The 21,303-nt window shown below is 70.1% G+C and carries 16 protein-coding genes and 4 pseudogenes; 13 read left to right on the forward strand and 7 right to left on the reverse strand.

Features of this window, described 5'->3' with window-relative positions; genetic code table 11:
* Positions 1-44: 44 nt before the first annotated feature.
* From VT52_RS21270 to VT52_RS21280, 3 genes are read right to left on the reverse strand one after another with little or no spacing between them, the layout of a single operon-like run.
* On the reverse strand, positions 45-656 hold the full coding sequence (locus VT52_RS21270; RefSeq protein ID WP_071387500.1) for a GPP34 family phosphoprotein: 612 nt from the start codon (positions 654-656) through the stop codon (positions 45-47).
* Positions 653-1,258 carry an HAD family hydrolase gene (locus VT52_RS21275; RefSeq protein ID WP_071387501.1) on the reverse strand — a complete coding sequence of 202 codons (606 nt, stop codon included), beginning with the start codon at positions 1,256-1,258 and terminating at the stop codon, positions 653-655. The genes VT52_RS21270 and VT52_RS21275 overlap by 4 nt, the downstream gene beginning before the upstream one ends.
* Positions 1,255-2,409, reverse strand: a complete 1,155-nt coding sequence (locus tag VT52_RS21280; protein WP_338059195.1) for an MFS transporter — start codon at positions 2,407-2,409, stop codon at positions 1,255-1,257. The genes VT52_RS21275 and VT52_RS21280 overlap by 4 nt, the downstream gene beginning before the upstream one ends.
* 249 nt (positions 2,410-2,658) lie before the next feature.
* Between VT52_RS21280 and VT52_RS21285 the strand changes: the two genes are divergently transcribed.
* From VT52_RS21285 to VT52_RS21310, 5 genes and pseudogenes are all read left to right on the forward strand, one after another.
* Positions 2,659-3,417: a DeoR/GlpR family DNA-binding transcription regulator gene (locus VT52_RS21285; protein WP_071387525.1), complete on the forward strand. Its 759-nt coding sequence runs from the start codon at positions 2,659-2,661 to the stop codon at positions 3,415-3,417.
* Positions 3,418-3,516: 99 nt separating this feature from the next.
* Positions 3,517-4,866 (forward strand): annotated as a pseudogene (locus VT52_RS21290) (ISL3 family transposase); the annotation flags it as partial.
* Between the two features lie 301 nt (positions 4,867-5,167).
* Positions 5,168-6,778, forward strand: a complete 1,611-nt coding sequence (locus VT52_RS21295) for a hypothetical protein (protein ID WP_071387504.1) — start codon at positions 5,168-5,170, stop codon at positions 6,776-6,778.
* Positions 6,779-7,004: 226 nt separating this feature from the next.
* The gene (locus tag VT52_RS38045) at positions 7,005-8,207 is read left to right on the forward strand and encodes a trypsin-like serine protease (RefSeq protein WP_167377720.1); all 1,203 of its coding nucleotides are present in this window, start codon (positions 7,005-7,007) and stop codon (positions 8,205-8,207) included.
* 975 nt (positions 8,208-9,182) lie between these two features.
* A pseudogene (locus VT52_RS21310) lies at positions 9,183-9,670 on the forward strand (hypothetical protein).
* Positions 9,671-9,801: 131 nt separating this feature from the next.
* On the opposite strand, the gene VT52_RS21315 reads toward VT52_RS21310, so the two are convergent.
* The 3 genes from VT52_RS21315 to VT52_RS21325 form a co-directional block, all read right to left on the reverse strand.
* Positions 9,802-10,635, reverse strand: a complete 834-nt coding sequence (locus VT52_RS21315; protein WP_071387508.1) for an SDR family NAD(P)-dependent oxidoreductase — start codon at positions 10,633-10,635, stop codon at positions 9,802-9,804.
* Between the two features lie 350 nt (positions 10,636-10,985).
* Positions 10,986-11,705, reverse strand: coding sequence for a class I SAM-dependent methyltransferase (locus VT52_RS21320; RefSeq protein WP_107481396.1), 720 nt, complete (start codon positions 11,703-11,705; stop codon positions 10,986-10,988).
* A gap of 53 nt (positions 11,706-11,758) precedes the next feature.
* Positions 11,759-12,256 (reverse strand): hypothetical protein, encoded by a 498-nt coding sequence (locus VT52_RS21325; RefSeq protein WP_071387509.1) that lies wholly within the window; start codon positions 12,254-12,256, stop codon positions 11,759-11,761.
* Positions 12,257-12,391: 135 nt separating this feature from the next.
* Here VT52_RS21325 and VT52_RS21330 point away from each other — a divergent pair, with 135 nt between their 5' ends.
* The 7 genes and pseudogenes from VT52_RS21330 (at position 12,392) to VT52_RS39740 (ending at position 19,580) form a co-directional block, all read left to right on the forward strand.
* Positions 12,392-13,675: a sensor histidine kinase gene (locus VT52_RS21330; RefSeq protein WP_071387510.1), complete on the forward strand. Its 1,284-nt coding sequence runs from the start codon at positions 12,392-12,394 to the stop codon at positions 13,673-13,675.
* Positions 13,663-14,313, forward strand: a complete 651-nt coding sequence (locus VT52_RS21335; RefSeq protein WP_071387511.1) for a response regulator transcription factor — start codon at positions 13,663-13,665, stop codon at positions 14,311-14,313. Before VT52_RS21330 ends, VT52_RS21335 begins: the two co-directional genes overlap by 13 nt.
* A 969-nt stretch (positions 14,314-15,282) precedes the next feature.
* Positions 15,283-16,638 carry a beta-propeller fold lactonase family protein gene (locus VT52_RS39425; protein WP_071387513.1) on the forward strand — a complete coding sequence of 452 codons (1,356 nt, stop codon included), beginning with the start codon at positions 15,283-15,285 and terminating at the stop codon, positions 16,636-16,638.
* Positions 16,639-16,958: 320 nt separating this feature from the next.
* Positions 16,959-17,191, forward strand: a pseudogene (locus VT52_RS35860) (transposase); the annotation flags it as partial.
* 98 nt (positions 17,192-17,289) lie between these two features.
* A complete protein-coding gene (locus VT52_RS21350; protein WP_240509833.1) occupies positions 17,290-18,198 on the forward strand; it encodes a DUF58 domain-containing protein in 909 nt (302 codons plus the stop codon).
* Between the two features lie 762 nt (positions 18,199-18,960).
* Positions 18,961-19,110: pseudogene (locus VT52_RS39880) on the forward strand (transposase); the annotation flags it as partial.
* A gap of 44 nt (positions 19,111-19,154) precedes the next feature.
* Positions 19,155-19,580: a transposase gene (locus VT52_RS39740; RefSeq protein WP_079175168.1), complete on the forward strand. Its 426-nt coding sequence runs from the start codon at positions 19,155-19,157 to the stop codon at positions 19,578-19,580.
* 31 nt (positions 19,581-19,611) lie between these two features.
* Here VT52_RS39740 and VT52_RS21355 read toward each other — a convergent pair whose 3' ends face one another.
* On the reverse strand, positions 19,612-20,199 hold the full coding sequence (locus VT52_RS21355) for a flavodoxin family protein (protein WP_071387514.1): 588 nt from the start codon (positions 20,197-20,199) through the stop codon (positions 19,612-19,614).
* A gap of 239 nt (positions 20,200-20,438) precedes the next feature.
* On the opposite strand from VT52_RS21355, the gene VT52_RS21360 reads away from it, so the two are divergent.
* Positions 20,439-21,167 carry a TetR/AcrR family transcriptional regulator gene (locus VT52_RS21360; RefSeq protein WP_071387515.1) on the forward strand — a complete coding sequence of 243 codons (729 nt, stop codon included), beginning with the start codon at positions 20,439-20,441 and terminating at the stop codon, positions 21,165-21,167.
* Positions 21,168-21,303 lie beyond the last annotated feature (136 nt).

Below are 21,303 nucleotides of genomic sequence, written 5' to 3' on the forward strand. Positions count from 1 at the left end.
GGATGCCTCGCTGGCAAGTGCGGGCGGAAATTCGCAAGCAACTACTATCCAGGGAAGGCCAGAGCGGCAGCAGAAATCTCGATCGAGCGCCGTACCGCGGCCGAGGCATTGCCCAGTGCCCGGCCAGCATGCGGCACGCCGCGTGCCAACAGCGCGAGCGCCTGTGCCGCGTGGCGCGCCCGGTCCGCGGGCAGGGCCGTCGGCCGCACCAGATGTCCCTGGCGGGCGGCGACCAGCAGCACGGCGACCGCCAGGGCCGAGGCGTCCGAGACGTCGGCCCCTTCGGCGGCGCGACGCACTCGCGCCCTCGCCTCGCTCACACGCGTACCGAGCGTGCCGAGCAAGGCGGCTCCGGCACATTCCTCCTCGACGCGCCTCAGTGCGCCGGAGCCAAGCGTCTCCACCCATTCCCAGGGCGGCCGCGGCCGGCCAGCCGCGCAGACGCAGCGAAGCACCTCGTCCTGGACCAGGTCATCCGTCGTGTCGACGCCGCACGGCACAACACGGTCGTCCAGCAGCTCCAGCCGCCGGGCGAGCGCGAGTTCGTACAGCGCCGCCCCGACGATCGCGCGTCCGGCTTCGATCCGGGCCGGCCACGGCCAGGCTCCCCCTTCTCCCGTGCCGCACAACGCCAGGAGAAGAGGCGTCGACGTCACCCCGTGATCCCCTCCCCCAGCGCTGCGGCGAGGGCACCGACGCCCGTGAAGACATGGCCGCGCATGCCGACCTCGCAGGCCGCGAGAACGTTGTCGGAACGGTCGTCCACGAAGAGGATCTCCTCGGCGGACAGCCCCAGTTCGCGCCTGCACCACTCGTAGGCGGCCGGTTCCGGTTTGGCGCTGCCGATCCGGCAGGACAGTCCGACCACGCTGAAGTGGCCGAGCCACTCCTGGGTGGCCTCGTAGTGGACGGCGAGCTCCTCCGGGATGTTGGAGAGAAGTCCGAGCCGCACGCCCCGGCGGGCCAGCTCGGCCAGGAAGTCCACGCTCTCCTGGTCGATCTCGCTCCAGCTGGCCAGGTCTGCTGCGATCAGGTCGTCGACCTGACCGCCGGTGAACGGCGTGCCGAGCCGTTCGCCCACGTTCTTCCAGTAGGCGGGGCCCATGACGTCACCACGGTCGTACGGGGGGCGCAGCCCCCAGTAGGCGTCCCAGAATCCCTCTCCGCTCACACCAGCTGTTCGTTCAATCACAGTTTGTGATGCCGGTGACTGGACGCGAGCCAGGACGCCGAACATGTCGAACAGGACGGCCTTCATGCCTGCACCTCCGAAGGTCTGGTGGTCCCGGCGGAGCCGGGGTTCGATGCGGTCGGCCCGTCGGGATCGGGGGCGTTGCCGCGCAGCCAGAAGCTGAGCAGCAGGCAGACGCCGGCCAGGGCGAACAGGACGACCGGAAGTGCCTTGACGTCCAGACCGTCGATGACGACACCGAGCAACGGGGGGAAGGCGACACCGCCGATCATCGATGCGGCCATCACATAGGCGCCGGCCGCGGCGACGCTGGGCACCGCCCGGTTCAGCCAGGGCAGACAGGTGGGGAAGATCGGCGCGATGGCGAGACCCACCCCGAAGTAGGCGTAGGGCGCCGCCGAGGGAAGCGTCGCGAGCAGCAGGAATCCGGCCATGCCCGCGCAGCACACGGTGAGGATCGCGGGCGCCGAGTAGCGCAGACAGAGCGGGACCACGACGAAGCGGCCGATGGTCATCGCGGCCCAGTACGCCGACGTGGCGGTGGCCGCTGTCGCGGCGGCGAAGCCCACGGTCTCCAGATGCGTGGGCTCCCATCCGCCGACTCCGGTCTCGATGGCCACGTGCAGCACGTAGACGCCGATGAACGCGGCGATGATCGGCGCGACGCGCGCACCAGCGCCGGACGCGACCTCGACGACGGGCTCGGGTTCCCGGGAGGCCACACCGCCGAGTGTGAACAGGATGAGTACGCAGACGACGGCGACGCCGAGGAAGATGCCCGGGTAGTGCCCGGCGCCGAGCCATCCCACCAGAGCGGGCCCCGCGATCGCGCCCACGCCGAAGTGCCCGTTGAGCAGGTTGAGCATCGCGGTGCTGCGACGGCCGAAGGCGACGGCGAACAACTGGTTGAGGCCGTAGTCGACACCGCCGAAGCCGAGGCCGATGACGAAGGTACCGACCAGGGCCAGGGGCCAGTTGGGCGCGGTGGCGAAGACCACTGCCCCCAGTGCCATGAGCAGGTAGGAGGCGCCGAGCAGGACCCGGTGGCCCAGTCGTTCGCGCAGCAGGTGGTAGCCGAGCACGCCGACCACCGCGGCGGCGAAGTGTGCGCTCAGGCTGAGTCCGGCCACGGCCGGGCTGATGCCAAAGTCCTTGCGCAGCGCCGGGATCGCGGGCCCGTACAGGGCCTGGAGGGCTCCGATCACCACGAATGCCACACAAGAGGCGACGATCGCCACGGTCGTGAGCAGTGGTTGTGAGGCCCGGGACGGATCGGCTCTTCGGGCTGTCGACATCGAACTCCTCAAGGGACGACTGGTGAACGCACATCCGACCCACCAGAAAAGTGCAGTTCACATGAGATCAACATACCAACTCTCTCACATCTCACGTTCATTCAAACAGAGTGGATGCTCATCTGTCGCCATCCCGCGTGGTTCGCCGATACCATCACTGACGTGAACGTGATGGAGAGACACAACTTCGTGATTGAGCTGCTCATGCGCGAGAACCGCGCGACCGTCGCCGACCTCGCTCGCGCGACAGGGGCCTCGGAGATGACGATCCGCCGGGATCTGGAAGTACTGGAGTCCCGCAGTGCCCTGCGCAGAGTGCGCGGCGGCGCAGTGAGCAACATGCCTGGCGGCGTCGAGCCGCCGTATGCCATCCGCGCGATGTCGGGCGCAGAGACGAAGGAGCGGCTCGCGCGCACGGTGCTGTCCCTGCTGACGGACGGGGAAACGATCGCCCTGGACACCGGCACCACCCTCGTGGCCGTGGCGAAGGCCATGGAGGACCGGCAGTTCACGGTCACCCCTCTGTCGCTGCACGCGACCTTCGCCCTCTCCGCATACCCTGGCATCCAGCTGCTGCTGCCCGGTGGCCAGATCCGTTCGGGGGAGCTCTCCTTCTACGGCGACACGCCCGCCATGACGTTCAAGGATCTGTGCTTCGACACCTTTGTACTGGGCTGTTGCGGTGTGGACCCGCTCCGTGGGGCCACCGCTTACAACCTCGACGACGTCCGCGTGAAACGGGCAGCTCTCGAAGCGGCCCAGCGGGTCATCCTGGTGGCCACGGCCGACAAGCTCGGCCGCACGGCGCTCGGACGGATCTGCCCGCTGGAGGAGATCACACTGGTCGTCACGGATGCGGCGCCAGACAACCCGGTGGTCGAGGCGATGCAGGCACGCGGGGTCCAGGTCGTCCACCCCACGGAGGACTGAACCGCGGGGCGGAGAGCCCGCAGTCCCTCCCCTCCTGCAAGCACCCGGGATTCCGGGCTACGCGGCCAGAGCCCGCAGCTCCTCGGCACTGACCCGCTCGACGTGCCGGTCGATGAGCGTCGGGTGGTGGTCCGTGTGCGGGTGCGGCGTCTGGTGTGTCCCACGTGCGGCTGCTGCCGCACCTTCCGCGAGCAGGTGCCCGGGGTGCTGGAGCGGTATCAGCGCCGCACGACCCGTCTGACCAGGCAGGTCAAGGCCGTGGTCAAGGAGTTGGCGGGCCGGGCCGGGACGCGTCTGCCGGCGATGCTCGCGGTGGGCCTGCCGCGTCGCACGGCCCTGCGCACACTGCTGCGGGTCCCGCTGCCCGTCGGGCGGGTGCCCCGTGTGATCGGCGTGGACGACTTCGCTCTGCGCCGGCGGCACCGCTACGCCACCGTGATCATCAACGCCGAGACCCATGAGCGGATCGACGTGCTGCCCGACCGCACGGCCGACATGCTGGAGACGTGGCTGCGCGAGCGTCCGGGCGTCGAGGTCGTGTGCCGGGACGGCTCCGCCACCTGTGCCGAGGCCATCCGCCGCGCTCTGCCCGACGCGGTCCAGGTCGCTGATCGCTGGCATGTGTGGCACAACCTGTGCGAAGCAGCCCTGAGCGAGGTCAGAGCGCACAGCACCTGCTGGGCTGCCGTGCTGGACGCGCCCATCTACGACAGGCCCCGCGCCCAGACCACCCTCGAACGCTGGCACCAGGTCCACGGCCTGCTCGACCAGGGCGTGGGCCCGCTCGAATGCGCACGCCGCCTGCAACTGGCCCTGAACACCGTCAAACGCTACGCGCGGGCCGACCGTCCCGAGCGGATGCCCCGCGTCCCCAAGTACCGGGCCGGCCTGGTCGATCCCTACCGCGAGCACCTGCGTAATCGCCGGGCCGAGGACCCCGCCGTCCCCGTCAAGCACCTCTTCGAAGAGATCAAGGCCCTCGGCTTCACGGGCTGCCTGAATCTCCTGCACAAGTACATCAACCAGGGCCGCGCGGACGCCGACCGCAGCCACATCTCCCCGCGCGGGCTCGCCCGGATGCTGCTGGCCAGGCCCGACAACCTCAAGACCGAGCAACACGAGCTCCTGACCAAGCTCACCGCCGCCTGCCCCGAGATGACCCAACTGGCCGCAGGTACCCGGGACTTCGCCCCACTCCTTACGCCTCACGCCGACAATGCCGACGCGCTCACCCGCTGGGCCACCCAGGTCGGCGGGGCCGCCCTGCCCCACCTGCACGCCTTCACACGAGGGCTGGAACGAGACCGCGACGCCGTCAACGCCGCACTCACGCTTCCGTACAGCAACAGCCCCACCGAGGGTGTCAACGCCAAGACCAAGCGGATCGCGCGCCAGACGCACGGACGCGCGGGCTTCACCCTCCTCCGCCACCGCATCCTCCTCGGATAGCAGCACGCTCCGTCACCACCGAATGTGAGACAGGGCCGTTGATTAGACACTCCCGCCTGTGCCAACTGCACTGATGATTCGCGATCTGGCAAATCGCTGTGTACGACCGGAGGTCTCACTGTTACCGTCATGTGACATGTGATCCGACGTGTGAGGTTGGACGGATTCGTCGTGCCACCAGGGTGATTGGTCCCGTCACCCATTGCGTTGGTTGGTCAGAACCGCGACGAGCGTCGTATGTCAGGAGCGGTCATTTTTCGCCGTCACGGGGGAACAGCAGACAAGGCAAGGAGCAAGTTCAGTGCCCCGAAAGAATCTGACACAGTACTCGCGCACGTCGCGGCGGGATCACGCCAGACGCTGGAAGCGGTCAAAGGTCTCGGCCGCCCTGGTCGGCGGGCCGCTGATCCTCGCGGTGGTCGCCGGATCGGTGTTCGCGGCGGGCAGTCGTCACCATCGCCCGGGTACCCAGGAGGCCTCCGCGCAACCGACACCGGCCGGCGAGCCCAACGCGAACTGCGCGCTGGAGGTCCCCGGTCAGCCGCTCACCGCCGATGGGCTGGCCACACCCTACGAACTCGTCGCGACGGACCCGGCGCAGGGGTCGTGTCACGAGGCCAATCCGGACCAGGCGGCGTTCGTGGAAGCCGCGATCCTCACCAAGGACGGCAAACTCTCCATCTACAACCCGCTCGTCGTCGACAAGGGGACGAGACCGGCCGCGCGTCCTGTCCGTCCCTCGGTGCCTGCCGGTTCCACGGTCGGCATATGGTTCGGTTTCAACAACGCCAACCTGACCCTCAAGGCGAGCGGGCGGTCCGACGGCCTCGGTCAGGGCAAGTGTGCCAACGGCATACAGAACTCCATTTTCGGTCAGTTCGCGTACTGCAACGCCCCGGCCTTCTTCAAGGCCGCGGGCGACCTGAGCGCAGCCAAGAAGCTCACGATCCCGGGGCTCGGGACCGCCAAGGACGGCCTGCCCTGCCCGACCACGAGGGACTTCTCCGTCGTGGACCAGGACGGAAGCGACAACGTGGTCACCCACTATCTCGCCGACGCCCGCGGCCGGATCGTCCAGAACAACGCCGCCGGGAGGAAGGCCCTGACGAGGACCAAGCGACTGGACAACCGCGGCGACCGCCGCCACCGCCACGACGGCAGGGTCAGGTCGGCGAAGGCGAACGCCCTCACGGACCTGGCCAACGGCAGCGACAACCTGCTGCTGACCCAGTTCATGGACCCGGCCCTGGGCTGCAAGCCGTTCACCGCTCCCAACCAGTCCAGTGACGGCCGTGCCACGTCCGCCCTGGCGCTGGACGAACTGTCCGCTGCGGCCAACCAGCAGGAGCCGATCGCGCTGATCCCGCAGAACGACCCGATGACACTCGTCGACGGCCGTGTCAGCGTCGAGAAGACCAACGCCTACCGGACGGGAGTGAACATGCCCGCGCTCGGTGCCGACGGCGACGGCGACGGGGCCTCCTACTGCAGGACCCTCTTCGGTGACCCGGCCGGCATCCAGCGAGTGTTCAAGGACAAGGCGATCTTCGAGGCTGCGCCCTCGCCCGACCCGGGAACCGCGCCGAACCTGTTCGCCTTCCTCGCCGCACGCGCCAACGGCACGTTCAGTGACCTTGGCTGCGGCACGCTCCTCGACGTTTCCAACCCCGTCACCCTGACGGCGAATCGCGACGGCCTGGTCACCGACGCGGTTCTGGTGCCCCTCGGCCAGACGCCGCCGTCCGCCGGTCCCACCGACAGCACCTCCCCGTCCGCGTCGCCGACTCCGTCGGCCGGTGCGAGCGACACCCCTGCCGTCTCGGCCACTTCGGCCACCCCGACCACGCAGGCATCCGCCGCCTCCTCCTCGATGGCGAAGCCGTCCCCGAGGACACAGCGGCACAGCAACTGAAGACGCCGGCTGCCACTCTCGGGCTGCCGCTCATGAGTGAATACGCAGCGCGGTGGACGGGTGCGTATACGCGTTGGCCGGTGGAGCCGATCACGCCCGCACCGCCGGCCGGGGCTTGACTCCTTCGCCCGGACTGGCCGAGCGGGATGGTGTCGGGACGCGAGAAGGGTCGTCCCCCGCCTGTTACTCCGCGGGCGGCGGACCTGGTCCCGAGGTGCGGGAGGGGGTGCCTGACGACCCGGTCCGCCCCCTCACCGCACGCGGTTACGGCGATGATCACGGCATCCGAGCGTGCGCGCAGTATGCGGCACACCCCGACACCGTCGACGTCGACCCGGCCATCTACTCCAGCCTGAGCATCGACGCCCCTGCGGGCGTCGTCCGCCTCTACGTCACTGACCCCGCACAGGCAGCCAGTTTGATACGCGCCGCCAAGAAGCGTGACCCACGCATACGTGCGGGCAGCATCGATGTACGCAAGGCCCGCTACACCCTCACTCAACTCCATGCGGCACGCAGTGCTCTCTGTATCCAGCAACAGAACAAGAAACTGCAGTACCGCCTCAGCTATGTCGCCGTCGAGCCGGATGGCAGCGGCCTGGAAGTAGGAACCCCGGACCCGGATCAGGCGGCTACCGCCCCCCTCGCGCCGCTGACGGGTGACCCGGCCCCGGTCGAGATCCGATTCGTCAAAGCAGCAGCAGTCAGGCCGACAGCCTGGCGTGACATCAAATGGAGCGACAGCGCCCCCTACATCGGCGGGGACAGCCTTGTGGGGCCCGACCACGCTGACGGCCCGAATTACCTCAACCGATGTACGGCCGGCCTGCCCACCGTGCGCAACAGTGATGGCAAGCAAGCTCTGCTGACCGCTGCCCACTGCTACCGCCCGAGCGATCGGATCTACACGCACAACCCCCCGGCGCCTGCAACCGGGAAGTTCTACACCGCGCCGGACACCGGAAAAGACAAGTACGTCGGCACGGTTGATCCGCTCTTCTCCTACTACTACGACGCGGAAGAACTCGTGGGCAGTTCCAACAGTGCCGACATCAGCGACAGTACGAGCTGGAAGCCTATCGCTAGCACCGCGTACTCGTACAACGGCGACTACGTATGCCAGGACGGCATCGCGTCGTTCTTCATGGGCTTCGGCGCCGTATGCGGCATAGAGGTCAAAAACCAGGATATCACCTACACGATCGTCTCCTCGGACGGTAAACAGCACACGACGCGTGGTGTTGAAGGCACCCGTCTACCGACCAATGACTGGACAGTTGCCGAGGGAGACAGCGGCGGAATGGTCTATGCCGACAACGGCTCCAGCGTCCAGGCCCGCGGCATAGTCTCAGCAGGACATGAAACCACAACAGAGGATCCGAGTGACGCGTCCAACTATTCGAATGGACCGAAGTCCCTGACATCCTGAAGGACCTCAACCTGAAGCCGAATCCGGCCAAGTAGGCGACATGTTGGAACCTGCTGCCATCACAACGCATCCAAAGAGTATGAGACCTGCATCTCGCCTTCGGATCGCATCATGTGTCCTGACCGTCGGCGTACTTCTGGCCGGATGCGGACACGCAACCAAGGCAGGCATACCGAAGCCTCCCGCCAAGAGCGGTGGCGCGCCGGTGGTCGGCCCCGTCGTCCTGGACACAAGCGGACGCACCCTCACCGGTCATGCCGCCGTCGGTGGGTGTACCCACGCCTACTTGACCGCGTCGGAAACCAACAAAACCGTCACCTTGTCTCTGAACATCACGCACGACAGGAAGAGGTCGGCATGCGCGGCTAACTCAGCGATGGGACCGGTGTCCACCACCCTGAGCCGCCCGCTCGGGACACGCACCGTGTACGACAGAGCCACCGCCCGGTGCATCAAGGTGTACGTGGGGTGGCCGGACAACAAACCAGCGCCCACCCACTGGGGCCGGGTTTCCGGCAACTGTGCACATTGACGGATGGAAATTAAGGGGCTGCCGTCGCACGCCGGGCGATTGCAGTACGACGTGAGCCGCGTTCTGCATGCCACTGGCGCCGACGCAGTCGGGTCGACGGGACGCCCCGGCGTGTGGTGCACGCTTGCCCCAGCACTGGCCCACTCGCAAGTGATCTCCGCTCCGAGCCAGACCCGTGGAAACCCTCCCGTCTCTCGACCCGCAGAATCAAAGGCTCACCAACTGTCTATGACTGCTCCGAGGGCTGGGGAGGGGGTGTCCGCGGGTGGTGCAGGTACCGGTCCAGCACCTCAGCAGGTCCTGGAGAGCGTCGAGGGCCTGGTAGAGAGTTAGGCACTGTTGTCTTTCCGAGCTTGTAGATTGCGTTTCCTCCGGTCAGGCAAAGGCTGGTGGCTCTGTGGGAGTGGTGGCCTGTCGTGTCGCCGTTCCCGTGGAGGTCGTGGATGCCGTCGGTCGTGGGGCTGCTTGAACAGCGCGAGCTCGTGGCTCGGCGTGTGGTGGACGAGCTGCGGGAGAAGGCCGACCGGATCCAGGCCGAGCTGCCATGGCCGAGCGGGACTGGAAGGAATGGGCCGGCGCCGCTCGCGGGTCGGCGAGGTGCTGGACCCGGTCGAGGAGACCGAGCAGGGCCACGTCCAGGTCGGCAGGACAGTGCTGAGGGCCGGCGGACGGGCCCAGCAGACGTCGTCGGCGGGGGCCGCGATGCCCAGGTCGCAGGTGCCGGTATGGCGTGAGCGGCTGGACCGGTCGGTGCTGTCGGTGGACTATCAGCGCATCCTTGAGGCCCTCGGGGATCGGCACCGGCTCCATCAAGAGCCGCTGATCTGGCAGGAGTCGGCCGCGATGTTCAAGCCTGAACGCGGTGCCGGCCAAGGTGGAGGCGCTGCGGTCGAAGGCGAAACGCCTGGTCGCGCGGGGCCGACCTTGCTGACGATCGCCCGGATGTGGCCGTCGATGACGGACGCGCTGCCGTGCGACAGCGAAGCCGTCACGGCCCGGCGGCCCTGACCCACCCGATCGCGGGCGACAGGGGACGGGCCGAGAGGCGCGGGACCGGCGGTGCTACCGACGAGTGCCCGCCTCGTCGTCGTGGCGCGGCACCACCCGGAAGTCGAAGCCGAGCGTCCCGGGGTCCAGGGCCGTCGCCCCGCCGTCGACGGTGAGCACGGCGCCGTTCACATACGACGCCGCGGGGGACAGCAACCAGGCAACGGCCTCCGCGATCTCACGCGGCTCACCCGGACGACCCAGCGGAAGGAATCCGGTCACCTCCTCGTAGGCCGTGTCCACACCGTCTCCCGGCAGGTCCGCTTCGGAGGCGAAGCGCGCCATGCGGCGGTCGGCCATCTCGCTCCGCACCCAGCTCGGGCACACGACGTTGGCTCGCACCCCCTGACCGCCGTAGTCGACGGCGACGGAACGGCACAGCTGGAGCAGGGCTGCCTTGGACGTGGCGTACGGGGCGTTGCTCGTGCCGTTGCGCAGCGCGGACACCGAAGCGACGGCGACGACCGCGCCGCTCGCCTCCAGCAGGTGCGGGATCGCCGCGCGCAGGAGCAGCAGCGGGCCGGTGACATTGGTGCGCATCACCTCGTCCCAGTCCTCCAACGACAGGTCGCCCACGGTTCCTCCGCGACCGATGCCCGCGTTGAGCACCAGTCCGTCGATCCGTCCGTACGCGGCCAGCGCTGTCGCGACGAGACTGTCGGCGGCCTCGGGGTCTCGCACGTCGGACGGATGCGCGAGCACCCCGGTCTCTTGTGCGAGGCGTCGCAACGGCTCGCTGCGCCGGCCGGAGACGACCACATGGTGCTCTCCTTCGCGCAGCAGCCGGGCGGTGGCCTCCCCGATGCCCGTACCTCCGCCGGTCACGATGACAACTCGCTTCTTCTTCAATGCTGTTCTTGCTCCTTCAAGATCACAGGACGCCACCGAGCGTAGATCCCGCTGATCCCTTGCTGACGACTTTGAGACAAGCTGACCTGCCCTGATGCCGAGACCCCCTGCGGTGCGCATCGGTTCCATGGTCGGGTAAACCCGACCTTGAGGTCTCGACCTGGCTGTCATGCCCCGGCAAGGCGCTCCCGGTGCAATGGACGGGTGCTGACTCATAGGCGTCAACTTCCCTCGGACAACCGCACATTGTGGTGTTGCGGCTGGCTTGCGGCCGCCGTGTGGGCCGCCGTCTTCCCGCTGATCACGGCACCCGAGCCGCACCGTTTGTGGGGCATGACTGCCTGCGCGGGCTACCTCTGCGCGGCGGTCGCCGCGTTGTCGTCGCGCCGGGCGAGGCGCTCGCTCCGGTGGCCTGGCGCGTCGGCTCTGCAGGGGCGGAAGCGGGCGAGGTATGCCGGGCTTGGGCCGCGGCGCTCGGTCAGGTGGAGGCCGGCGGCGTCGGCGAGCCGGTGCAGCCGGCCGAAGGGGATCCAGTGCCGGTCGAAGAACTCGCCGATCACCAGTCGCCCGTCTGGTGCCAGCACCCGTGCCGCCTCGCGCAGTACCCGGTCCGGCCCGGGGATCTCGCCGAGCGCGGTCACGGCGTACACGGCGTCGAATGTCCCGTCGGCGTAGGGCAGTTCACGTGCGTCCGAGCAGGTGGGCCTGATCATCGCCAGGCCGTCGCGCTCGGCGCGGCACATCACGTGGTCGAGCATCTCCTGCTGGATGTCGAGCACATCGAGCCGTCCCTCCGGCCCGAGCTGCGGGGCGACGTGCAGCGACTGCAGTCCGGTTCCCGGGCCGATCTCCAGGATCCGCTCCCCCGGCCGCGGTTGCAGTACGGCGTCCATCCGGCCGGCGGTCAGGAACGGCAACGGTACGTCGAGGAGGCCGCGTTGGGCGTACGGATAGGGCGCCGCGTCGCCCAGCCACCAGGCGGCGGCCAACGCGGCGCCCGCGCCGGCGGCGACCGCCCAGCGGGTCCGGGCCGGGATCGGGGCGACGGGGGCGGTGGTGATGCGGTGCATGGTGTTCTCCGGTGGATCGATTCGGTCCGTGGTACGTAGTCGGGCGGTCGGCGTCACGCGGGCCGGCTCAGCGTCCGCAGCGCCAGCCGGCCGCACAGCGTGGCGAGCGGCAGTTCGGCGCCGAGCGCCATGGCGACCGCGGTGGCGAAGTCGCCGCCCGGGGCCGCGGTCGTGGTGTCGAACCAGGCGTCCACCGCAAGCAGCGTCGCGGTCGCGGCGGCTGCCAGGGCGTGCCGCCGGTCGCCGCGGGCGGCGAGGAGGCCGGTGGCGATCAGGCCGAGCGCCTCCATCGCGTCGAGCCCTACCCAGGCGACCGGCCAGTGCGCCGCGGTCGCGGTGGCCGGCAGGCCGGTGGCCAGCACGTACAGCCACGGCAGCAGGCCGAGCCCGCAGGCGACCAGCAGCCCCCCGGCCCGCCGCATGCCCCGCGCCGGGCGCGGCTCCTCCGCCTCTTCGTGGAGCGGGATCACCTCCGCGCCGGCCGCTTCCTCATCGCACAACGCCAGTTGACGCATCCTCTTCCCCCGCTCCCCGCCGGCTGTCCCCTTCACGTACTCCAGCCTCCGGCGTGCACTGGGGCGCCGTCAGTCACGCAGGGTTCCGACCCGGGGTGGAGAAAAGTGCACCCCCGAACCGGGCGGAAACGTCATGGCATGGGGATGGCCTGCGGCTTTACCGTCTGACGTATGCAACTCACGACGTGGCCGCAGCTGGTGCCGGGCCGGCCGTTCCGCAGGACGGGACACCGGACCGCGCTCGTCGCCGCCGGCCTGCCGCTCCACCTCGCCGTGGTGCCACTGTGGCTCTGGCTGGCCGGCACGATGGCGGCGCTGGTGCCGGCCGCGACTCGGCTGCCCGTGCTGCTCACGCTCGTGGCGCTGCCCGTGCTGCTCACGCTCGTGGTGACACCCCTGCTGACCGCCGGACAGCGGCGGCGCTACCGGGCGCTCGTCGGCAAGGATCTCCCGCGCCCCGCCGCACCCGGGCCGGGACGCAACTGGAAGTCGGCGGTGCGCCGGCTGACCACGCGGGCCCTGTGGCGGCAGGTCTGCTACCACGCCGTGGCGGGTCCGCTGCTCGCCGTCCTGGACCTCGCCGTCCTCGCCGTCTGGGCCGTCGCTCTCGTGGCCGCCTCCATCTACGTGTGGATCTGGGCGCTGCCCCCGCAGTGGCGGGTCACGGACCTCGGGTACACCACGCAGGCCGCGTACATCACCGCCGGCGGTCTCGCCCTGCTGTTCCTCGGGCCCCGGCTGACCGGCGCTCTGGTGCGGCTGGAGACCCGGGCGGCCGAGGTCCTGCTCGGCCCCAGCCGCACGGAGAAGCTGGCCCGCCGGGTCGCCGACCTCGCCGAGAGCCGGGCCGGCGTGCTCGACGCCGCCGACGCCGAGCGGCGGCGGATCGAGCGCGACCTGCACGACGGCGCGCAGCAGCGCCTCGTCTCACTCGCCGTCAACCTGGGCCTGGCCAGGTCCACCCTCGGCGACCTGCCGGAGGACGCCCGCAAGGTGATCGACGAGGCGCACCGCGAGGCGAAGGAAGCGATCGCCGAGCTGAACGACCTGGTGCGCGGTCTGCATCCGGCCGTCCTTGAGGACCGCGGCCTCGACGCCGCGCTGTCCGGGGTCGCCGCCCGCCTTCCGATCCCGGTGCGCGTGGCGGTGGACCTGCCGCAGCGCCCCTCACCCACGGTCGAGGCCATCGCGTACTTCGTGGTCTCCGAAGCCCTGACGAACGTGGTCAAACACGCCCGGGCGACCCGGGCGGACGTGACCGTAAACCGGATCGGGGGGACACTGCTGGTGGTCGTCGCGGACGACGGAGCGGGCGGCGCGGATCTCGCGGCGGCCGGCGGCACCGGGCTCGCCGGGCTCGCCCGGCGCGTCGCGTCCGTCGACGGCACGTTCTCCTGCCGCAGCCCCACCGGGGGGCCGACCGTCATCACCGTGGAGCTGCCGTGCGCGCCGTGATCGCCGAGGATTCCCTCTTGCTGCGCATCGGTGTGGTCAAGGTGCTGGAGGCGGCCGGCTTCGAGATGTGCGCGCAAGTCGACGACGCAGAAGGGCTGCTGGCGGCCGTCGAGGAGCACCGGCCCGACATCGCCGTGGTCGACGTGCGCATGCCGCCCGGTTTCACCGACGAGGGGGTGCGCGCCGCGCTGGTGATCCGCCGCCAGTACCCGTGTACCGCCGTGCTCCTGCTGTCGCAGTACGTGGAGGAGCGGTACGCGGCCGATCTGCTCGCCGCCAACACCTCGGGCGTCGGCTATCTGCTCAAGCAGCGGGTCGCCGACGTCGAGGAGTTCGCCGAGGCGGTACGCCGGGTGGCGGCCGGCGGCACCGCGCTCGACCCGCAGGTCGTCGCGCAGTTGCTGGTGCGCCGGCACAGCGATCCGCTCGACCGGCTGACGCCACGCGAGCGGGAGGTGCTGGAGCTGATGGCGGGCGGCCGGTCCAACTCCGGCATCGCCGCCGAACTGGTGGTGAGCGAGAGCGCGGTCGCCAAGCACATCAACAGCATCTTCACCAAGCTCGACCTGCCCAAGGCCGACGCCGACCACCGCCGCGTCCTGGCGGTGCTGCGCTTCCTGGGCGTTGCGACCGCATAGTGCGCGACCCCGCCCGTATGCCCAGTCGACAACGGTGCTGATCGCCGTCTGGTGGGGAATGCGGCGTCTTCGGACACGTGCTCTTCACCAGGCCTCGCCGCGGTGGGCGTCGAAGGCGGTGGCCGTGGTGCGCAGGGCCACGGCATGGGCGGGGCCGGTCAGCGGCCCCGTCCGGCATCGCCCCCTTCCCCGTCCATGACGACGGCGCCCGAGCCGTCGCGGAGCAGCAGATCGGAGCCCCTCCTTCTCCGTGTCCGGCTGGGCCTGGAAGGCGTTGACGTGGCAGATGTCGCACGCCCCTGGCACGGGTGGTGCACGGCCCCCGTCTGGAGGTGCGGGTCCGTCCCGGCCTCCGGCATGGCCCGCGGCAGGTGCCGGGCCCGCTCGGTCAGGATCCCGCCCTCACCCATCAGCCGTAGTCCCTCACCGGTTCGGACCTCCTCGGCGGCAGGGATCTCCAGTTCGTCCAGCAGCGGCAGACTCGGCCCATTCGCCCAGGGCCCGGTCCTCGTCGTCCTCGCATCGCGCTCTGGGCGCCGTCCACGCCCCGGCAGGCGACACACCGGCCGCCGCCTCGGTCGAGTGATCGATCGTCCTGTTCGTCAGGCGACTCCCTCGGGGAGGTTCGCGCCTGACGCACGACCCAGCTCCCCGAGGTCATGGCGGTGGTCGTGTTGCAGCGGCACACGCTACTGCAAAGAATTCAGACACGATGCCGGGCGCACACGACCAGTTCGGGTACCTGCGGGTGCCGTGGTACCTGTCGTGTCCGGTCCGAGCGGGCGCACACCGGGTGACGCCGCGCCCCGGGGTTCGCCTCTCATTCCCCTTTTGGAGGACTGTGTGACTACGTGTCGTCTCCCGGCCGCTGCGGGCCCCGGCGGTGCTGCCCCTCCCCCTGCAGAGAGCTCGTGGCCGCCAGGGTGGCGGTGGGCCGGCATCCGTGCACTGGTCGCAGGGCTCGTCCTGGTGGCCGGCCTGGCCCTGCCGGTGCTGTCCGCGCAGCCCGCGCACGCTCTGCCGCCCGGTACGTACGCCTACATCGCCCAGGACGGCGGAACGGTACCGGTGATCGACACCGCCACCGGCACGATCGTCACCACCGTCAACGTCAGCACCAGCGAGCGTGGTGTGGCGGTGCTGCCGGGTGCCGAGTTCGTCTACGTCACCAACTTCCTCGCCGATCAGGTGGCGGTGATCGCCACCTCCACCAACACCGTCACCGCCACCATCCCCGTCGGCAACCGACCGCGTGGTGTGGCAGCGTCGCCGAACGGCGCCTTCGTCTATGCCGCCAACACCCTCGGCAACTCGGTCTCGGTGATCGACACCTCCACCAACACCGTCACCGCCACCATCCCCGTCGGCAACAACCCCCAGCAGGTGGCGGTGTCGCCGAACAGCGGCTTCGTCTACGTCACCAACCAGAACGACAACACGGTCTCGGTGATCGACACCTCCACCAACACCGTCACCGCCACCATCCCCGTCGGCAACAACCCCCAAGGGGTGGCGGTGTCGCCGAACGGCGCCTTCGTCTACGTCACAGCCGGCAACGACGACGCCGTTTCGGTGATCGACACCTCCACCAACACCGTCACCGCCACCGTCCCCGTCGGCGATTTCCCGATGAGACTGGCGGTAACCCCGAACGGCGCCTTCGTCTACGTCACCAACGACCTGGGCGACTCGGTCTCGGTGATCGACACCTCCACCAACACCGTCACCGCCACCATCCCCGTCGGCGACGAGCCGCTCCCGGTGGCGGTCGCCCCGGACGGCTCCTTCGTCTACGCCGCCAACAGAGCCGACGGCTCGGTGTCGGTGATCGACACCTCCACCAACACCGTCACCGACACCATCACCGGTCTGCGCGCCCCGGAAGCGTTGGCGTTCGCGGTGGTGCCGAAGCCGATGGCGCCGGCGCTGAAGCTGCTCAAGCTCACCACCGGCGGCCAGTTCGTCCGCGGCGGACAGGGGACCTACAGCCTCACCGCGACCAACACCGGCAACGCGGCAACCGACGGCACCACCGTCACCCTCACCGACACCCTCCCCGCCGGCCTGACCCCGGTCAGTCTCTCCGGCACCGGCTGGACCTGCACCCTCACTCCCCTGTCCTGCACGCGCAGTGACGTCCTCGCCCCCGGCGCCAGCTATCCACCCCTCACTCTCACCGTTCAGATCGCCGCCGACGCGCCGAAACAGGTCACCAACACCGCCACCATCACCGGCGGCGGCACCACCGGCACCAGCACCGCCACCGCGACCACCACCCTCAAGGACAAGCCCGGCTACGGCGGGCACGACCCCCGTAAGGCGTAACAGGCCACCGGCCGACAGCCCCGGCGCGTCGTCACCGGCTATGTCGGCTGACCCGAACGACCGCAGGCGAAGTGCGGGTGTGCCAAGGTCCGGCACACCCGCACAGCCCGCTCCGCGCTCTCCGGCTCCCGAAACCCGGGACGAGTCCACGACCGGCAGTCGGCCCACGGGGCTGTTCCCCGTCGGATCCGCAGTCGACCTAAGACGCCCGCTGAATCCGCTTCACTCGCGCAGGGTGCCGGTAGCACGCCGATGGCCGCGGCGCCCGGTCTCCTCCGTCCGCCCCCGTGGCCGTCGGCGGCGCACGCGTCACGTCCAGCATCGTCTGCACCACCAAGGCGATCGAGTCCGCGAACGCCCGCATCCGGAGGGCGGTCAAGGCATCCGCGGCCGCTTCCCGAACGAGACCGCGGCCCTGAAGTGCGTCTCCATGGCGATCATGTCCCTGGACCCGGCCGGCAAGGGGCAGGCCCGCTGGACCATGCGCTGGAAGACCGCGCTGAACACCTTCGACATCACCTTCGACGGCCGTCTCTCCGCAGCACGTCAGTAACCCCGACCATCCGCGTTGCACCGTTCAATCGACGTGATGCGCGAGATCGTGCAATCCGTGCGCGCCCCGCAGACCCTGCCGCGCGCGTCGATCGCGTCATGACGCGGCCCATGCCGGCCCGCGGTGCGGCCGCCGCCGTCCGGCGGGCCCTGGACGGCCGCCACGACGTGACCGCCGAACCCCCGCCGCCGCCTCCGCCCGGCTGGCGCGCCGGTGAACGCGCTCTGCGGCTGGGCACGTCGGCCGTTGTCGCGCCGGCCGCCGCGCTGGTCACCGGGCGCCCCTGGGTACTTGCTCTCGCGGCCGCGCCCCTGGTGCTGATCGCCTTCGCGCCGCCGAGCGGGCCGCGCCCCAAGGCGGTGACGGCCGAGGCGGAGGTGGAGCCGCGGCGGTGCTTCGAGGGCGAGCAGGTGAGGGTGCGGATCACGGTGGCCTACGACGGTGAGTCCGGCCGCCTGGACCCCGGCGTCACCCTCGGACACGGGGTCGGGCTCGACCACCTCGCGGTCGGCCCGCACCGCATCGATCTCGTCCTGACCGCGCAGCGCTGGGGCCGCTGGAAGCTCGGCACGGTCGATGCCGACGTCTACGACCGCGGCGGGCTGGCCCGTTGCACCGTGCGGGCCGAACTCGCAGAGGTCGCCGTCCTCCCCCTGCCCGGACACGCCGGCCTCACACCCATCCTGGTCCGGCTGCCGCAACGGCTCGGCGAGCACACCGCCGTGCAGCACGGCGAGGGCGTCGAGGTCACCGGCGTGCACCCGAATGTGCGCGGCGAACGTCAGCGACGGATCCACTGGCCGGCCACCACTCGCCGCGGCACCCTGCAGGTCCACCAGTCGCCGCGGAGCGCACCGCCGACACCGTGGTGCTCCTGGACGTGCTCGCCGACGTGGTCGACCCGGTCACCGGCACGTCCTCGCTCCACTTCTGGAGAAGGACGGCTACCACGTCCGGCTCGCCGTGCATGCGGACGGGCGAGTACTGCTGCGCTCCCGCGGCGGTAGGGACGTGACCGCCGTTCCCTCTCGACTCTGTTCCGTTGCATGCAGAGGGTCCTGTGCCCGTGTGCCAGGAAACGCGCAGGCGGTCACCCTCGCCGATCTGAAGAACGGACAACAGGGCGGAAGCGTTCGGCGCCAGCCGCTCTCGAACGTCGTTGGCCCGAACCGAGACGCTGAGGAGAGGGGCCGGGCCCGTTGGCCCTCTCGCTGGATGCGGACCGTGGCAGAATGCCAGCATGGTTCTGATCCGAAAGGGCGATGCCGCGTAGGCGTCCGAAGGCCGTCCGCGCCGAGCGGTGGCGGCCGCCCAAGCACCTGCCGGTCCGTCGGATCTCGGGCGTATCAGCCCGAACTCGGGCAGCGGTACGACGCGTTGAAGCCGAATACCTGTGGCCGGACGCAGTTGCTGACGCTCTCAGCCGCTTCGAGTGGGCTTTCAGGCAGCCGGGACGGTATCTGACTGGTCCTGGCGAGAGTCCCGGCATCGAGATCGAGGACGGACGAGATGACCTGGAAGTCGCCCTGCTGCACCTGCCCGGAGGAGCCCGAGCAGACCTGGGCCGCTTGGTGAAGCGAATCGATGTGGAGTTCGAACGTCGGACTCTTCCGAACCCGGGCCGGGTGAGCGGGTGGACGGCGGGGCGCTGGTGGTGGTGGCGCATTCGGGAACGGTGACGACGCCTGCGTCGGTGAGCGGCTCTGTCGGGGATCTCGGGATTCCCGGGACGGCGCCACGGCAACCCTCGCGGCACAACGGCGATGTGAGTGCGCGACCACCTTGACGGGCTGTGGAGCGACCAGGACTTCGTCTCCGGGTACCCACGCGATGGCCGCCCCGGTCTCTCTCCTGCTCAACCGGCCATGGTGTGCGTGCCGCAGTTCCTGTTCAACCTGTCCGACCGGCAGGCGGCGGAGGCGGTCCGGGAGGCCGCCCGGGACGTCCGATCACACCGCCCGCCATGGCTCCCTGTACCGTCGCCCGAGTCCACCCACGACGGTGCGGCCCGTGTCCCGACCGGTCCTCCTGCACGCGGCGGACCTCGGCCCGCACCGTGCACTTCCTCCCCCGTCACCTGCACGAACTTCAGATCCGCAACCGCACCGAGCAGCAAGACTTCCAGTGGAGACGGCTCTGCTCCGCCCGGTCCGGCGTCGAAGGAACCATCTGCGGATTCGTCGATGGGCACCAGGCACGGCGCAGCCGCCACCACGGGCTTCGCAAGACCCACGTCCAACACGTGCTGACCGGCATCGCCGTCAACCTTGAGCGCCTCGCTTCACGAACGTCACCACGCCGCCAGGGACCTCGGCACCCCACGGTCTCCCGGCGTTACCTCGACTCACGCGGCCTGACCTGGGAATGCTGGTGGCGGCGAGGAAGGTGAGCCCGATCCACAAGATCTCCGGCAGAGTCGCTCAGTGCGCTGCGGCGGTCAGTCCGGCGCGGTGTATCCGGGTGTGCTGGGCGACGCGCCGGCCGAGGTGGCGGGCGGTGCTCAGGTCCGCGTCGTGGACCGCGGGGGTGTCGTTGAAGCTCTGTGCGCCGGCGCCGAGGTAGAAGCCGAGGCGGTTGTCGTCCTCCGGGCTGGACGTGGTGGTGTTCCAGCCCGGCAGGAGGCCGAGGCTCACCCAGAGCATCCCGTGCTGGGCCGCCAGGAGCGAGAGGTACTGCAAGGTGTGCATCTTGTCGCCGCTCATGGAGCCGGAGTTGGTGAATCCCGCCGCGAGCTTGTCACTCCAGGCGCGGGTGCTCCACCGCTTGCTGGTGGCTTCGGCGAAGGCGTGGAACGCCCCCGACGCGGTGCCCATGTAGGTGGGGGTGCCGAAGACGATGGCGTCCGCGGCGTCCAGCAGGGCCCAGTCGGCGTCGCTCGGGGAGGCGACGTCCACGCGGTGGATCTGCGTTCCGGCGACGGAGCGCGCGCCGTCCGCGACGGCCGTGGCGAGCTGCGCGGTGTGGCCGTAGCCGGAATGCGACGCGATGACGATCGAGACATCGGACATGGGTGTTCCTCTCCTGCCGCGATGGCGGCGTGTTCCGTGGTGGTGCCGGCGCACGGCGAGTACGCCCGCGGCGGCCGGCCGCACTGCCGCGGCCCTCGGGCACCAAAGGCCCTGGCGGGGCGTGACACATGCTCAGGTGCCGCGGGCCGGCGCCCACCACCATCAGTATGGATCAGTGTTACGCGATGAACCGTATCACCGATAAGGCGGCGATACGCAAGATCGGATATCGTTGTTCCATGAGTGAGGAACGACGCGCCGTGCGGCGCCAGGTGCTGCAGGTGGCCGCCAGGCTTCTGGAGGAGGGCGGCAGCGAAGCGGTCTCCACGCGCGCCGTCGCCGCAGCCGCGGGCATCACCGCCCCCGCGCTCTACCGGATGTTCGACGACAAGGACGGACTCCTGGCCGAACTGGCCGCCTACGGCTTCGAGATGTACCTGGCCGAGAAGCGGGAGGGCCTGGCGCTGACCCCCGACGACCCGGTGGCCGACCTCTACCGCGGCTGGGACCTGCACGTCGACTTCGGAGTGCAGCACCCCGCGTTCTACATGCTCATGTACGGCACCGTGCGTCCCGGCCGGCGGCCCCCCGCGGCGGACGAGGCACACGCCCTGCTGGTGAGACTGCTGCGCCGCGCGGCCGACGCCGGGCGTCTCCGGGTTCCGGTGGAACAGGCGACCCGCGTCATCCACGCGGCGACGACGGGTGCCACGCTGGCGCTGATCGGCGAAGCGCCCTCGGAGCGGGACCCGACCACTTCGGCACGGCTGCGGGACACCGTCATCGCCTCCGTCACCACGGACCAGCCCGCCGCGTCCGGGTCGGACCTGGCCTCGCGCGCCCTCGCCCTCGACGCCGCGCTGGAAACCGCGCTCACCACCGGGCCCCCGGCGGCGGACGCCGGGGTGCCCCTGAGAGCCGCGGAGACGGCACTGCTGCGCGAGTGGTTGCACCAGCTGGCAGGCTGAACCGGCCGCGCGCGGACCGGGGCCGTGCCTGGGCTTCTGGCCGCCGGTGCGGCCCGGGACGCGAGCATGCGGAGCCGAAGTCGAAGGCGGCGAGTAAGCAGGAACTGCGCGAGCAGCGGCAGCGGCTCCACGACAC

The sequence above is a fragment of the Streptomyces malaysiense genome (assembly GCF_000980885.2).
Lineage (GTDB): Bacteria > Actinomycetota > Actinomycetes > Streptomycetales > Streptomycetaceae > Streptomyces > Streptomyces malaysiense.